We start from the raw sequence: 14,459 nt of genomic DNA on the forward strand, positions 1-14,459 counted from the left end.
GACGGAGGATGCGTTGAGTAAGTCCCCGCACGTTCTCGCCGCGGAGTTTCCGCCCGGAGTGGAGAGCTTCGACTTCCAGACTCTCGTCCCGGGGCTCGAAGGCACGATGTGGGCGCAGGCGGCTACCAAGATCACGCTGCTGGTGTGGCTCTCCGTCGCCATCCTCATCGTGTTCTTCCTGGTGGCCTACCGCAGCCCGAAGATCGTGCCGACGCGGGGCCAGTGGATCGCGGAGTCGATCTACGGCTTCGTCCGGGACGGCATCGCCAAGGACATCATCGGCAACAAGCACGGCGCGCGATTCGCGCCGTACCTGACGACGTTGTTCGTCTTCATTCTTCTGAACAATCTCTGGGGCATCGTTCCGTTCGCCCAGATTTCACCGAACTCGCACATCGCGTTCCCGATCGTGCTCGCGGGCTTCACCTACGTCATCTACATTGCCGTCGGCATTCAGGCGCAGGGCCTCGGTCACTACATCAAGAACAGCATCTGGGTGTCCGGCGCTCCGCTCTGGGTGCAGCCGATCCTGGTGCCGATCGAGCTGTTCCAGGTGGTGCTGCTCCGCCCGGCCACGCTCGCGATTCGACTTTTCGCCAACATGTTCGCCGGCCACATGATTCTGCTGGTGTTCACGCTCGGCGGTGTCGCCCTGATGAACGCGGAAGCGGTGTTCCTGAAGCCGGTCGCGCTCCTCAGCTGGGGAATGGCGATCGTGATGACGCTCTTCGAGCTGTTCATCCTGGCTCTCCAGGCGTACGTCTTCACGCTGCTGACCGCCACGTACCTGCAGAGTTCGGTCGACCCGGCGCACTGACGCGGTCGCTCAAGCAACGCTTCGCAAAAAGTAGTATTCGCCTTAATCGTCCGCGTCATTCGTACGCGGCAACTCAGGAGGATTCACCAGCATGACCGACACCGTCACCTACCTGGCCGAGATCTCCGGCAACATCAACGTCGTGGGCTACGGCATCGCCGCCCTCGGCCCGGGTATCGGCGTGGGCCTGGTCTTCGCCGCCTACATCCAGGCGACCGCGCGTCAGCCCGAGACCGCCGGCCTGACCCGCGTCTACATGTTCATGGGCTTCGCCGTGGTCGAGGCGCTCGCGCTGCTCGGCCTGGTTCTCGCGTTCGCACAGCAGGGCTGAGCGACCACGTCGACGGCTCCCGCGCGGAGCCGACTCGGTGATCGGCGGGAACGACGAATCACCGGCCAGATGGGAGTGTTATGAAGGCTGTAATCGCTGCTGAGGAGCACGGCGGCGGCAATATTCTGCTGCCGCCGGTCTCCGAAATCATCGTCGGTCTCGTCGCGTTCGCTGTCATCCTGTTCGTCCTGGCCAAGTTCGTCTTCCCGCGCATGGAGGAGACGTTCAAGGCCCGGGTCGAGGCCATCGAGGGCGGCATCGCCAAGGCGGAGACCGCGCAGGCCGAGGCGAACGAGCTGCTCGAGCAGTACCGGGCGCAGCTCGCCGAGGCCCGGACCGAGGCCGCCCGGATAAGGGACGAGGCGCGTGCCGACGCCGAGGCGATCCGTCAGGACGTCCTGGCCAAGGCCCGTGAGGAGTCCGACCGCATCATCGCCGCCGGGCAGGAGAACCTGCGCACGCAGCGCGAGCAGCTCGTCCGCGAGCTGCGCTCCGAGATCGGCACGCTCGCCGTGGACCTGGCCGGCCGCATCGTGGGCGAGTCGCTCGCCGACGAGGCGCGCAGCCGGGGCACCGTGGAGCGGTTCATGGCCGAGATCGACGCGCCCGCCGCGTCGGGGGGTCGGCGCTGATGTCGATCGGCAACCGCGAGTCCTATGCCGCGGCGACGGACGAGCTCACCGCGTACGCCTCCACGGCGTCCGCGGCGGACGTCGCCGCGCTCGGCGACGAACTGCTCGCGGTCGCGCGGCTGCTCTCCGGTGAGCCGCGGCTGCGGCGCGCGCTGTCCGACTCGTCCACCACGGTCGAGCAGCGCACGGAGCTGGCCGGCGCGCTGCTGACCGGCAAGGTGGCCGCGTCGACGCTGCGCGTGGTGACCGCGCTGGTCGGCGCGCGCTGGCACTCGCCGAGCGAGTTCCTCACCGCGGTCGAGCAGACCGGGGTGAACGCGCTGCTGAGCAGCGCGTCCGCGGCCGGCGAGCTGACCGAGGTGGAGGACGAGCTGTTCCGGTTCGGCAAGGTCGTGGCCGGCGACCAGGCGCTCGGCGGCGCGCTCGGCGACACCTCCGTCCCGGCCGCGCGCCGGACGGAGCTGGTCCGGGAGCTGCTGGCCGGCAAGGCGAAGCCGGTGACGGTCCGCCTCGTCGAGGTGGCGCTGTCCGGGTTCGGTGGGCGCGGGTTCGCGGCGTCGCTGGACCGCCTGATCGAGTTGGCCGCGGACCGGCAGGACCGCGATCTCGCGTACGTGACCGTCGCGCGCCCGCTCGCCGAGGCCGACGAGGCGGCGTTGGCCGCCAAGTTGTCCGAGCTGTACGGTCGGGATGTGTCCCTCAAGGTCACGGTCGACCCGGCGATCATCGGCGGCATCAGTGTCAGGGTCGGTTCCGACCTGTACGACGGCACGATTCTGCGGCGGCTCACCGAAGCCCGCAAGGCATTCGCCAAGTAGGTCCGTTCCCTCGGAGCCCTCCCACCTGAGCGCGCACGCGCGCCGGCGGGGGAACGGCACCGAGACGACAGTAGAGAAGGCTGAGGATGGCCGAGCTGACCATCTCCTCGGATGAGATCCGGGGTGCGCTCGAGCGCTATGTTTCGTCCTACACGCCCGAGGTCTCCCGCGAGGAGGTCGGCATCGTCAGCGATGCGGGCGACGGAATCGCACACGTCGAGGGCCTGCCCTCGACCATGGCCAACGAGCTCCTGGAGTTCGAGGACGGCACCCTGGGTGTCTCCCTGAACCTGGAGGCCCGCGAGATCGGTGTCGTCGTCCTGGGCGGCTTCACCGGCATCGAGGAGGGTCAGCCGGTCAAGCGCACCGGCCGCGTCCTCTCCGTGCCGGTCGGTGACGCGTTCCTGGGCCGCGTCGTCAACGCGCTCGGCGAGCCGATCGACGACAAGGGCGACATCGAGGCGGAGGGCTTCCGCGAGCTGGAGCTCCAGGCGCCGAACGTGATGTCGCGCCAGCCCGTCAAGGAGCCGCTGCAGACCGGCATCAAGGCGATCGACGCGATGACCGCGATCGGCCGGGGCCAGCGGCAGCTGATCATCGGCGACCGCAAGACCGGCAAGACCACGGTCGCGCTGGACGCGATCCTGAACCAGCGGGACAACTGGCTCTCCGGCGACCCGAAGAAGCAGGTCCGCTGCATCTACGTCGCGGTCGGCCAGAAGGCCACCACGATCGCCACGGTCAAGGGCATCCTGGAGGAGAAGGGGGCGATGGAGTACACCACCATCGTCGCCGCTCCCGCGGACGCGCCGGCCGGCTTCAAGTACATCGCGCCGTACGCCGGTTCCTCGATCGGCCAGCACTGGATGTACAACGGCAAGCACGTTCTGATCGTCTTCGACGACCTGAGCAAGCAGGCGGAGGCGTACCGCGCCATCTCGCTGCTGCTGCGCCGCCCGCCGGGCCGCGAGGCGTACCCGGGTGACGTCTTCTACCTGCACTCCCGCCTGCTGGAGCGCTGCGCGAAGCTCTCCGACGAGCTGGGTGGCGGCTCGATGACCGGCCTGCCGATCATCGAGACCAAGGCGTCGGACATCTCGGCGTACATCCCGACCAACGTCATCTCGATCACCGACGGCCAGATCTTCCTCGAGGCCGACCTGTTCAACTCCGGTGTCCGCCCGGCCATCAACGTGGGCACCTCGGTGTCCCGGGTCGGCGGCGCGGCGCAGGTCAAGGGCCTCAAGGGCGTGGCCGGCCGGCTGCGTCTCGACCTGGCGCAGTACCGCGAGCTGGAGGCGTTCTCCGCCTTCGCCTCCGACCTGGACAAGGCCTCCCGCGCTCAGCTCGAGCGTGGCGCCCGCCTGGTCGAGCTGCTCAAGCAGCCGCAGTACTCGCCGTACCCGGTCGAGGAGGAGACGATCTCCATCTGGGCCGGCACCACCGGCGAGCTGGACGACGTCCCGGTCTCGGACATCGGCCGGTTCGAGCGTGAGCTGCTGCAGTGGCTGCGCCAGCACCGGGCGGACACGGTCACCGGCATCGCGTCGACGAACAAACTGTCGGACGAGGCGATCGAGCAGCTGAAGTCCGGCGTGGCCGAGTTCAAGCAGCTCTTCCAGAGCGGCGCCACCGCGAACCGGGTGAACGAGGCTCCGGCCGAGGCGCTCGGCGACGAGCACGTCTCCCGCGAGACGGTCACCCGGCACGTCGACTCGGACGAGAGCTAGTCATGGCCGGTCAGGTACAGGCGCTGCGCCGTAAGGTTCGCTCGGTCCGGTCGACCAAGAAGATCGCCAAGGCGCAGGAGCTGGTCGCCACCAGCAAGATCGCCAAGGCGCAGGAGCGGCAGGCGGCGGCCAAGCCGTACGCGGAGGCGATCACCGGCGTGCTCACCGAGCTCGCCTCGAACGCCAGCGTCGACCACCCGCTGCTGCAGCCCCGTCCCCGGGTGCTGCGGGCCGGCGTGCTGCTCATCACCAGTGACCGGGGCCTGGCCGGCGCCTACAACGCCAACGCGATCCGGACCGCCGAGGGCCTGATCTCTCGGCTCCGGGCGGACAACAAGGACGTGGCGCTGTACGTGGTCGGCCGCAAGGCCCTCTCGTACTACACGTTCCGGAACCGCCCGGTCGAGGCGAGCTGGACCGGCTTCTCCGGCGAGCCCACGTTCGCGGACGCTCGCAAGATCGGCGAGAGCCTGCTGGCGGCGTTCGAGGCCGGCGCGGACGACACCGAGGCCACCTACGGCCCGGACGGCATCCGCGGCGTCGACGAGGTGCACATCGTCAGCACCCAGTTCAAGTCGCTGATGACCCAGACCGCGCACTCGCGCTTCCTCGCGCCGATGCAGGTCGAGGAGAAGCGGCGCGAGGGTGGGCCGCGCCCGTCGTACGAGTTCGAGCCGGAGCCGGAGGAGATGCTCGCCGCGCTGCTGCCGAAGTACATCAACACGCGGATCTACGCGGCGTTGCTGGACTCGGCCGCGAGCGAGTGGGCCGCCCGCCGGCGGGCGATGAAGAGCGCCTCGGACAACGCGGACGAGCTGCTCAAGACCTACACGCGCGAGATGAACTCCGCGCGGCAGGCCGCGATCACCCAGGAGATCAGTGAGATCGTCGGCGGCGCCAACGCGCTGGCGGCGGCGGGAAGTGATGAGTGATGACTGCTGTAGTTGAGCCGCAGACCGCCGTGGGTCGCGTCGTCCGGGTCATCGGCCCGGTCGTCGACGCCGAGTTCCCGCGTGACGCGATGCCCGACATCTACCAGGCGCTGCACGTCGACGTGACCCTCTCCGAGGGCACCAAGACCCTGACGCTCGAGGTCGCCCAGCACCTGGGCAACAACATCGTCCGGGCCATCTCGATGCAGCCGACCGACGGCCTGGTCCGCGGCGCCGAGGTGCGCGACACCGGTTCGCCGCTGTCCGTGCCGGTCGGTGACGTGACCCGTGGCCACGTCTTCAACGCGCTCGGCGAGTTCCTCAACGCCGACGAGTCGAAGCTGGAGATCACCGAGCGCTGGCCGATCCACCGGGCCGCCCCGGCGTTCGCCGACCTCGAGCCGAAGACCGAGATGCTGGAGACCGGCATCAAGGTGCTGGACCTGCTCACCCCGTACGTGCGTGGTGGCAAGATCGGCCTCTTCGGCGGCGCGGGCGTGGGCAAGACGGTGCTCATCCAGGAGATGATCATCCGTGTCGCCCGGAACTTCGGCGGTACGTCCGTCTTCGCCGGCGTCGGCGAGCGGACCCGTGAGGGCAACGACCTCATCCTGGAGATGGACGAGGGCGGCGTGCTCGACAAGACCGCGCTGGTCTTCGGCCAGATGGACGAGCCGCCGGGAACGCGTCTGCGGGTCGCCCTCGCGGCGCTGACCATGGCGGAGTACTTCCGGGACGTCCAGAACCAGGAGGTGCTGCTCTTCATCGACAACATCTTCCGGTTCACCCAGGCGGGTTCCGAGGTGTCCACGCTGCTCGGCCGCATGCCGTCCGCCGTGGGTTACCAGCCCAACCTGGCGGACGAGATGGGTCTGCTGCAGGAGCGCATCACCTCCGTCCGGGGCAAGGCCATCACCTCGCTCCAGGCGATCTACGTGCCCGCGGACGACTACACCGACCCGGCGCCGGCCACCACGTTCGCCCACCTGGACGCGACGACCAACCTCGAGCGGTCGATCTCGGACAAGGGCATCTACCCGGCCGTGGACCCGCTGGCCTCCAGCTCGCGGCTGCTCGCGCCGGAGTTCGTCGGCCAGGAGCACTACTCGGTCGCCCGTGAGGTGCAGCGAATCCTGCAGAAGTACAAGGACCTGCAGGACATCATCGCCATCCTCGGCATGGACGAGCTGTCCGAGGAGGACAAGGTCACGGTGGGCCGCGCCCGCCGGATCGAGCGCTTCCTCTCGCAGAACACCTACGCCGCCGAGCAGTTCACCGGCGTCCCGGGTTCGACGGTCCCGCTGAAGGAGACCATCGAGTCGTTCAAGAAGATCTCCGAGGGCGAGTACGACCACTTCCCCGAGCAGGCGTTCTTCATGTGCGGCGGCCTCGAGGACCTGGAGCGCAACGCGCACGAGCTGATGAAGTAGCACCTCGTCTCGTCGAGGGAGGGCCCCGCCGTGCGGCGGGGCCCTCTTTTGTGCGGTCATGTGACTACTTTTCGTAATTTATGGGTAACCTTCGGTAATGACAGCAGCCGGAGCCCCGCCGCAGCCGAGATGGGTACGGTTCTGCGTCTTCCTCGGCGTGGTCCTGCTGGTGATCAGCGGCCTGGTGGTGATCGGCGTCAGCGTGCTGGAGGAGCGCTACTCCGGCCGGGTGGTGACCGCCGACCTGTTCGGCGACTCCGACGACTTCGCGCCGCTGGCCGTCGCCACGCCGCGGCCGCAGTACGGCGAGACCCGCACGCTCTCCGGCGACCTGGGCGGCGACGTGGACCTGAACGGCCCGCTCGACCTGCTGCTGGTCGGCATCGACCCGAGACCGAACGAGGCACCCCGGCCGCCGCTGGCCGACGCGATCATGGTGCTGCACGTGGACGCGGCGCACGAGCACGCGTACCTCTTCTCGCTGCCGCGTGACCTGATCGTGGAGATCCCGGCGTTCGCCAAGGCCGGCTACGGCGGCGGCACCGGCAAGATCAACGGCGCGATGGCGTACGGCAGCCGGGTCCGTGAGACCGGCGGGCTGGACACCGCGCAAGGCTTCCAGCTGCTGGCCCGTACCGTGATCGCGCGGACCGGCATCCCGCGCTTCGAGGCCGGTGCGATCATCGACTTCAGCGGCTTCGAGGCGGTGGTGGACGCGCTCGGCGGCGTCGACATGTACGTGGACGAGCGCACGCTCTCCATCCACCACGCGCCGAACGGCACGCTGCGCCCCGGGTACGGCCCGCAGAAGACCTACGAGGTCGGGCGGCAGCACATGAGCGGCTGGGAGGCGCTGGACTTCGTCCGGCAGCGCAAGAGCCTGTCCGAGGGCGACTACGCGCGGCAGCGGCACCAGAAGCAGTTCCTCAAGGCGGTGCTCACCCAGGCGACCGACTCCGGGCTGCTCACCGACCCGCTGCGGCTGGACCGGGTGCTGCGCGCGGCGGGGGAGTCGCTGACCTTCAGCGGGCGCGGTCACGACCTGCTGGACTACGCGCTGACGCTGCGCCACCTCCGGCCGGACGACCTCACCATGGTGCAACTGCCCGGCGCGGCGGTCGGGCGCGGCGCCGGGTACCGCGGCGAGCACCTGCTGCCGGTCGCGGACGACTTCTTCGCCGCGGTCGCGGCCGACCGCGTGGCGGAGTTCCTGGTCGAACACCCGGACCTGGCCTCGTGAACAGCGTGTAACGAGTGCCACCCGGCTTGGGCCGTTGCCGGGCTCCCGACTAGACTCGGGCAATCCCCGGCGGTCCGTCCCCTGGGTCAGTCGCATCCTGGGTGAGACCTGAAACCACCGGTCGGCCGGTTGACGAGGAGTCTGGCGTGGCTAAGCAGCTGCATGTCGAGGTCGTTGCCGTCGAGCAGAAGGTGTGGGTCGGTGAGGCCGAAATGGTCGTCGCCCGCACCACCGAGGGCGAGCTCGGGGTCCTGCCCGGTCACGCCCCGCTGCTCGGCCAGCTGAAGGAGCCGTCCCAGGTGCGGGTGAAGCTCGCCGGTGGCGAGCAGCTCAGCTGGGACGTGACCGGCGGATTCCTCTCGGTCACCGGGGCCGGCGTCACGGTCCTGGCCGAGGAGGCCTCCGCGGCCACGGCTCCCGCCTCCGCGGCTCACTGACCGGACGGCGCCGATGCTGATCGTGGAGTGGATCGGGATCGGCGTCCTCGCCCTGCTGCTCGCGTTCGGCGTGCTGGTGCTCCGCCGTGCCCTGTTCGTCCGGGCCGGCGGCACGATCCGGCTGAGCGTGCGCACCTCCAGCGCGGTGCCCGAGCGCGGCTGGTCCAACGGGCTCGGCCGGTTCGTCGGCGACGACCTGCGGTGGTACCGGATCTTCAGCTTCGCGCTGCGGCCGAAGCGCACGCTCACGCGTACCGGCCTGGTGATCGTGTCCCGCCGTTCGCCGGCCGGGCAGGAGGCCTACTCGCTGCCCGAGGACTGGGTGATCCTGCGCTGCTCCTGGCCCGGCCGGGAGACCGTGGAGATCGCCATGGCGGCCACCACGGTCACCGGCTTCCTGTCCTGGCTGGAGTCCGCGCCGCCCGGCGAGGTCTCCACCCGCTTAGGCCGTGAGTCGACGCGGTGACCGGCCCGCGGCGGGGCCCAGGCGCTGCCTGGCCGCACGCCGCGAACGCCCCCGTACAACACCGGCATGAGGGCGCCCGCGCCCCGCTCCGGCCCTGCGCCGACTCACGACCTGCGATGTGACCCGCCCGGCCGCCAGAGCACGTCACCGTCCGGGTTCGCGGCCCGGGACAGGATGAACAGCAGGTCCGACAGCCGGTTGAGATACTTCGCGGGCAGCGGGCCGGTGCGCTCGCCGTCGGCCTCGATCAGCGCCCAGGCCCGCCGCTCGGCGCGGCGCGCGGTGGTGCGCGCCACGTGCAGCAGCGCGGCGCCGGGCGTGCCGCCGGGCAGCACGAACGAGCTCAGCGGCTCCCGGTGCGCGTTGAACTCGTCGCACCAGCGCTCCAGGCGCGTCACGTACTCCTCGGTGATCCGCAGTGGAGGGTGTTCCGGCGCGGTCTCGGAGAGCGGGTTGGCCAGGTCCGCGCCCACGTCGAACAGGTCGTTCTGGATCTCGGCGAGCACCGCGCGGATCTCCGCCGGCAGCTCGCCCATGGCGACCGCCACGCCGATCGCCGCGTTCGTCTCGTCCACGTCCGCGTAGGCGGCGATCCGCGGCGAGGTCTTCGGGACCAGCTCGTTGTCGAGCAGCCGGGTGCTGCCCGCGTCGCCGGTCCGGGTGTAGATGCGTGTGAGGTGAACGGCCATGCCGCCCAGCCTACGATGGTGTCCGTGGATCAGATCTCGGTGAACGGCGGTGCCCGGCTCGCGGGCGAGGTACGGGTGGCCGGCGCGAAGAACTCCGCGCTCAAGCTGATGGCCGCGGCGCTGCTGGCCCCGGGCCGGACCGTGATCACCAACGTGCCGCGGATCACCGACATCGCGATCATGGCGCAGGTGCTCGACCGGCTCGGCTGCACCGTGGACTTCGTCGACGAGCCCGGCCCGGACGGTACGCCGTCGCCGGTGCGCGAGGTGGTCATCGACGTGCCGGAGACGCTCGGCACCGAGGCCGACTACGACCTGGTCCGCCGCCTGCGGGCGTCCATCGCGGTGCTCGGCCCGCTGCTGGCCCGCTGCGGCTACGTGCGGGTGGCCCACCCGGGCGGCGACGCGATCGGCTCCCGCGGCCTGGACATGCACGTGGCCGGCCTGGCCCGGATGGGTGCGGACATCACCGGCGAGCACGGCTTCGTGATCGCGTCCGCGGCCGGCGGCCTGCGCGGCGCCACCATATGGCTCGACTTCCCCAGCGTCGGCGCCACGGAGAACCTGCTGATGGCCGCGGTGCTGGCCAAGGGCGTCACCGAGATCGACAACGCGGCGCGCGAGCCGGAGATCGTGGACATCTGCGCGATGCTGACCGCGATGGGTGCGCGGATCGAGGGCGCCGGCACGTCCACGCTGCGGATCGAGGGCGTCGCCGAGCTGCGGCCGGTGGTGCACGCCACGATCGGCGACCGGATCGTCGCCGGGACCTGGGCCTACGGCGCCGCGATGACGCGCGGGGACGTGACCGTGACCGGCATCGACCCGGCGTACCTCGAGATCGCGCTGGACAAGCTGCGGACCGCCGGCTGCGAGGTGACGACGAGCCAGGACCATTTCCGGGTACGCATGGACGAGCGCCCCCGCTCGGTGGACGTCGTCACGCTGCCGTACCCGGGGTTCGCCACCGACCTGCTGCCGATGGCGATCGGCCTGGCCGCGGTCAGCGAGGGCGCGTCACTGGTCACGGAGAACATCTTCGACGGCCGGTTCATGTTCGTGAACGAGATGGCCCGGCTCGGCGCGGAGATCAAGACCGACGGCCACCACGCGGTGGTACGCGGCCGGGAGCGGCTCTCCGGCGCGCCGGTGCGCGCCACCGACATCCGGGCCGGGGCCGGGCTGGTGATCGCGGGCCTGTGCGCCGAGGGCGTGACCGAGGTCGGCCACGTGCACCACATCGACCGGGGCTATCCGAACTTCGTGGCGGACCTGCGCGCGCTCGGCGTGGAGGTGCACCGTTCCGCGGCACCGCCGGACGTCATCGGCTGATGCCGTCGATCCCGGGCGTCACTGGTTGATCAGGCGGCGCGCCCGGGACAGTTCCTCCGGGAAGACCAGAATGAGCCGGCGGCCGTCGTGCGCGGCCGCCACCGTGGCCCGGATGCCGGCGCCGTGCAGCAGCCGCCGGAAGTCCGCGGCCGTACCCTCGTCGTCCGCGGTCACGGCCGGCGTGAGCAGCCCGAAGTCCTGCTCGCCGAGCATGCCCAGGCCCTCGTTCAGCTCGCGGTCCAGCGCGTGCAGCATCGTCTCGCCGCGGGCGTCGGTGTCCCGGCGCAGGGCCCAGCGCAGCACGCCGGCGAGCAGGGCGCAGAGCGCGAGCGCGATGAGGGGCCCGGCCAGGTACCAGCCGGTGCTATCGGGCATGCGCCCATCTTGCCCCGGAAGATCCCGCGGCCACGCGGGCTTTTCCAAAGTCCCTCTCACGTAAGGTCTCCTTAGTGATCGTTCAAGGGAGGGTGTCGTGACGGGACGACTCGCGGTCGTGGGGGCCGGACTGATGGGATCGGGCATCGCCCAGGAGGCGGCGCGGGCCGGCTGGCACGTCACACTGCGTGACTTGGACGCGCCGGCCGTGGAGCGCGGGCTCGCCGCCGTCCGGGGCTCGCTGGACCGGTTCGTCGCCAAGGAGCGGATCACCGCGGCCGACGCGGAGCGGGCGCTGTCCCGGATCACCACCACCACGGACCTGCCCGAGGCGGTGGCGGACGCGGACATCGTGGTGGAGGCCGTGTTCGAGCGGCTGGATGTCAAGCAGGACGTCTTCCGTACCCTCGATGAGGTCTGCAAGCCCTCGGCGGTGCTGGCCACGAACACCAGCGCCATCCCGATCACGCAGATCGCGGCCGTGACCGGCCGCCCGGGCTCGGTGGTCGGCACCCACTTCTTCTCGCCGGTGCCGATGATGCCGCTGTGCGAGCTGGTCCGCGGCCACCGCACCTCGGACGAGACGCTGGCCACGGCGCGCGCGTTCGCCGAGGAGATCGGCAAGACGTGCATCGTGGTGGAGCGCGACATCGCCGGGTTCGTCACCACCCGGCTGATCACCGCGCTGGTCGTCGAGGCCGTCGGGCTGGTCGAGTCCGGCGTGGTCAGCGCGGAGGACCTGGACACGGCGTGCCGGCTCGGCTTCGGGCACGCGATGGGCCCGCTGGCCACCGCGGACCTCACCGGCATCGACGTGCTGCTGCACGCCGCCCGCAACATCCACACCGACTCGGGCGACCCGAAGTTCTTCCCGCCGGAACTGATGCAGCGCATGGTCACCGCGGGCGAGCTGGGCCGGAAGTCCGGGAAGGGGTTCTACGACTACTGAGCAATCTTCAACCTGCCCGCGGGGTCGCGCGGCGTGGCGACGCTCGACGGCCCGGGTGCGCCACGTTGACAACGGCTCACTGATGCGGCTCCAGGTGGGCGCGCTCGCCCTGCGGGCCGAAGAGCGTGAGCAGCTCCGCGGGCTGGGCGCCGGCGCTGCCGATCCAGTGCGGCACGCGCGTGTCGAACTCCGCGGCCTCGCCGGCGCCCAGCACGAACTCCCGCTCGCCCAGCACGAACCGGATGCTGCCGTTGAGCACGTAGAACCATTCGTACCCGTCGTGGGTCTGCCGCTGGGTGGTCGCCTCGCGCCCGGCCGGCGGGTAGATCACCTTGTACGCCTGCACGCCGCCGGGCCGCCGGGTCAGCGGCACGATGGTCAGCCCGAACCGGCGCACCGGCCGCAGATGGATGCGCGGATCCCCGGTGGGCGGCGCCGCCACAAGATCATCCAGCGGTACGCCGTGCGCCCGGGCCAGCGGCAGCAACTGCTCCAGCGTCGGCCGCAGCCGGCCGGTCTCCAGCCGGGAGAGCGTGCTGGCGGTCAGCCCGGTCTCGGCCGCCAGCGCGTCCAGCGTGATGCCGCGCGCCCGGCGCAGGGTCCGCAGGCGCGGCCCGACCGCGGCGAGTACCTCTTCACTGCTGCTCATGACCGTCATCATGCGGATTCGCAATTTTCTTTGCAAGCCCGGCGCCGTGCCGGCGATCCTGGTCGCATGGTCATGACGGCATTCTGGGAGAAGCACTACCGTGGCCGGCGCGCCGGCGGGCGGGTCAACCCGCTGCTCGCCGAGATCGCCGCGCCGCTGCCGGCCGGCACCGCGCTCGATCTCGGCTGCGGAACGGGCGGCGACACCATCTGGCTCGCCCGGCGCGGCTGGCGGGTCACCGCGGTCGACATCGCGCACACCGCGATCGACCGGCTGCTGATCCACGCGGCCGAGGCCGGGCTCGCGGACCGGGTGGTCGCGGAACAGCACGACCTGGCGGTCTCGTTCCCCGGCGGCACGTTCGACCTCGTCTCGGCGCAGTACCTCCACACACCGTTCACGCTGGACCGGGCGGCGGTGCTGCGCACCGCGGCATCGGCGTTGCGGCCCGGAGGGCTGCTGCTGGTCGTGGACCACGGCTCGACGATGCCGTGGTCGTGGAACCAGGACCCGGACGCGGTGTTCCCGACGCCGGAGGAGATCGCGGCGGGAATCGGACTGGACCCGGAGGGGTGGCGGGTGGTGCGCGCGGACATGCCGCGACGCCGGGCCGTCGGCCCGAACGGCCAGACGGCGACCGTCACGGACAACGTACTGGTGATCCAGCGGAGCGCGGGATGAGCGCGGGCCGTTCCTCCGGGGGGCTGGCGGCCGTGGGCCGCGGGGCGACGACATCGCCGACGGCGACCGCTGTGGATGGGCGTCCGGCCGGTGCGGCAGCCGCTTCGGCCGGGGCGGGTGACGCGGCCGCCGCCGGTGAGGCGCCGGGCGGCAGGCCGAGGCGCAGGGCGAAGACGAAGGATGTCGGGCCCGCATGGACCGATCCCGGGGAGAGGGGGACGTTGCTGGGGTTCCTGGACTACCTGCGGAACTCCGTGATCGAGAAGGTCGCGGACGTGCCGGAGCCGGAGGTGCGCGCACCGGGCGTGGCCTCCGGGACCAACCTGCTCGGGCTGATCAAGCACCTGACGGCGGTGGAGCGCTTCTACTTCCTCGGCGAGCCGATCCCGAACCTGCGCCGGACCCTGCGACCCACCCGGACCGAGACCGTCGACGGGCTGATCGCCGACTACCGGCGCGCGATCGCGGAGGCGAACGAGGTCATCGACGGGTGGACGGACCTGGCGGCTCCGGCGCCGCGACCGCCGGGCCGCGGCCTGCCACCGACGCGGCGATGGGTACTGACGCACATGATCGAGGAGACCGCCCGGCACGCCGGCCACGCCGACATCATCCGCGAACGGATCGACGGCTCGGTCGGGCGGTGATCGCCTCACTCGGTGAGGCTCGGGCACGTTGTCCGGCGCGCATGACGTGCCTGAGCCTCACAAAGCCAGGTGGACGATCAACTGGCGCCCGCGATTTCGGGCGCGGAGCGCGCGCAGCCCCTGCCCCGGGAATCAGCCGGCTCTGCTCGATCCCGGTGCCGACGAAGGAGTCGTGCGATGAGCCGGGGTCACGCGGTAGTTGGGCCGCGCGGTAGTTGGGCCGCGTGGTGGTTGGGACCGCGGTGGTTGGGCCGCGTGGTGGTGGGGACCGCGGTGGTTGGGCCGCGCGGTTGGGGTGGCGGTG

At 70.9% G+C, this 14,459-nt stretch carries 17 protein-coding genes; 14 read left to right on the top strand and 3 right to left on the bottom strand.

Features of this window, described 5'->3' with window-relative positions; genetic code table 11:
* Nucleotides 1-13: 13 nt before the first annotated feature.
* The 10 genes from atpB to J2S41_RS39255 all read left to right on the top strand — a co-directional run bounded on the left by atpB (nucleotide 14) and on the right by J2S41_RS39255 (nucleotide 8,833).
* Nucleotides 14-817, top strand: coding sequence for a F0F1 ATP synthase subunit A (gene atpB, locus J2S41_RS39210; protein WP_310376008.1), 804 nt, complete (start codon nucleotides 14-16; stop codon nucleotides 815-817).
* 91 nt (nucleotides 818-908) lie between these two features.
* On the top strand, nucleotides 909-1,148 hold the full coding sequence (gene atpE, locus J2S41_RS39215; protein ID WP_306834708.1) for an ATP synthase F0 subunit C: 240 nt from the start codon (nucleotides 909-911) through the stop codon (nucleotides 1,146-1,148).
* 80 nt (nucleotides 1,149-1,228) lie between these two features.
* Nucleotides 1,229-1,780 carry a F0F1 ATP synthase subunit B gene (locus J2S41_RS39220; protein ID WP_310376009.1) on the top strand — a complete coding sequence of 184 codons (552 nt, stop codon included), beginning with the start codon at nucleotides 1,229-1,231 and terminating at the stop codon, nucleotides 1,778-1,780.
* On the top strand, nucleotides 1,777-2,598 hold the full coding sequence (locus J2S41_RS39225; RefSeq protein ID WP_310376870.1) for a F0F1 ATP synthase subunit delta: 822 nt from the start codon (nucleotides 1,777-1,779) through the stop codon (nucleotides 2,596-2,598). The genes J2S41_RS39220 and J2S41_RS39225 overlap by 4 nt, the downstream gene beginning before the upstream one ends.
* Before the next feature lie 86 nt (nucleotides 2,599-2,684).
* Complete coding sequence (gene atpA / locus J2S41_RS39230; protein ID WP_310376010.1) at nucleotides 2,685-4,328, top strand: F0F1 ATP synthase subunit alpha; 1,644 nt, start codon at nucleotides 2,685-2,687, stop codon at nucleotides 4,326-4,328.
* Nucleotides 4,329-4,330: 2 nt separating this feature from the next.
* A complete protein-coding gene (locus J2S41_RS39235; protein WP_310376012.1) occupies nucleotides 4,331-5,260 on the top strand; it encodes a F0F1 ATP synthase subunit gamma in 930 nt (309 codons plus the stop codon).
* Entirely contained in the window at nucleotides 5,260-6,690 is a 1,431-nt protein-coding gene (gene atpD, locus J2S41_RS39240) for a F0F1 ATP synthase subunit beta (RefSeq protein ID WP_310376014.1), read from the top strand. Before J2S41_RS39235 ends, atpD begins: the two co-directional genes overlap by 1 nt.
* A 97-nt stretch (nucleotides 6,691-6,787) precedes the next feature.
* The gene (locus J2S41_RS39245) at nucleotides 6,788-7,930 is read left to right on the top strand and encodes an LCP family protein (protein ID WP_310376015.1); all 1,143 of its coding nucleotides are present in this window, start codon (nucleotides 6,788-6,790) and stop codon (nucleotides 7,928-7,930) included.
* A 146-nt stretch (nucleotides 7,931-8,076) separates the two neighbouring features.
* Entirely contained in the window at nucleotides 8,077-8,367 is a 291-nt protein-coding gene (locus tag J2S41_RS39250; RefSeq protein ID WP_310376017.1) for a F0F1 ATP synthase subunit epsilon, read from the top strand.
* A gap of 13 nt (nucleotides 8,368-8,380) precedes the next feature.
* Nucleotides 8,381-8,833, top strand: a complete 453-nt coding sequence (locus J2S41_RS39255) for a DUF2550 domain-containing protein (protein WP_310376019.1) — start codon at nucleotides 8,381-8,383, stop codon at nucleotides 8,831-8,833.
* 104 nt (nucleotides 8,834-8,937) lie between these two features.
* Here the strand turns inward: J2S41_RS39255 and J2S41_RS39260 are convergent, their stop codons facing one another.
* A complete protein-coding gene (locus J2S41_RS39260; RefSeq protein WP_310376021.1) occupies nucleotides 8,938-9,522 on the bottom strand; it encodes a cob(I)yrinic acid a,c-diamide adenosyltransferase in 585 nt (194 codons plus the stop codon).
* Between the two features lie 15 nt (nucleotides 9,523-9,537).
* On the opposite strand from J2S41_RS39260, the gene murA reads away from it, so the two are divergent.
* Nucleotides 9,538-10,854 (top strand): UDP-N-acetylglucosamine 1-carboxyvinyltransferase, encoded by a 1,317-nt coding sequence (gene murA / locus J2S41_RS39265; RefSeq protein ID WP_310376023.1) that lies wholly within the window; start codon nucleotides 9,538-9,540, stop codon nucleotides 10,852-10,854.
* 18 nt (nucleotides 10,855-10,872) lie between these two features.
* On the opposite strand, the gene J2S41_RS39270 is transcribed toward murA, so the two are convergent.
* On the bottom strand, nucleotides 10,873-11,229 hold the full coding sequence (locus J2S41_RS39270; protein WP_310376024.1) for a hypothetical protein: 357 nt from the start codon (nucleotides 11,227-11,229) through the stop codon (nucleotides 10,873-10,875).
* Nucleotides 11,230-11,326: 97 nt separating this feature from the next.
* On the opposite strand from J2S41_RS39270, the gene J2S41_RS39275 reads away from it, so the two are divergent.
* Nucleotides 11,327-12,178: a 3-hydroxyacyl-CoA dehydrogenase family protein gene (locus tag J2S41_RS39275; protein ID WP_310376027.1), complete on the top strand. Its 852-nt coding sequence runs from the start codon at nucleotides 11,327-11,329 to the stop codon at nucleotides 12,176-12,178.
* Nucleotides 12,179-12,254: 76 nt separating this feature from the next.
* On the opposite strand, the gene J2S41_RS39280 is transcribed toward J2S41_RS39275, so the two are convergent.
* On the bottom strand, nucleotides 12,255-12,827 hold the full coding sequence (locus tag J2S41_RS39280; protein WP_310376029.1) for a helix-turn-helix domain-containing protein: 573 nt from the start codon (nucleotides 12,825-12,827) through the stop codon (nucleotides 12,255-12,257).
* A 66-nt stretch (nucleotides 12,828-12,893) separates the two neighbouring features.
* Between J2S41_RS39280 and J2S41_RS39285 the strand changes: the two genes are divergently transcribed.
* Together J2S41_RS39285 and J2S41_RS39290 are read left to right on the top strand one after the other, a co-directional pair.
* The gene (locus tag J2S41_RS39285) at nucleotides 12,894-13,508 is read left to right on the top strand and encodes a class I SAM-dependent methyltransferase (RefSeq protein WP_310376031.1); all 615 of its coding nucleotides are present in this window, start codon (nucleotides 12,894-12,896) and stop codon (nucleotides 13,506-13,508) included.
* Between the two features lie 221 nt (nucleotides 13,509-13,729).
* Nucleotides 13,730-14,155 carry a DinB family protein gene (locus tag J2S41_RS39290; RefSeq protein ID WP_310376033.1) on the top strand — a complete coding sequence of 142 codons (426 nt, stop codon included), beginning with the start codon at nucleotides 13,730-13,732 and terminating at the stop codon, nucleotides 14,153-14,155.
* Nucleotides 14,156-14,459: the final 304 nt, after the last annotated feature.

This window comes from Catenuloplanes atrovinosus (genome assembly GCF_031458235.1).
GTDB lineage: Bacteria > Actinomycetota > Actinomycetes > Mycobacteriales > Micromonosporaceae > Catenuloplanes > Catenuloplanes atrovinosus.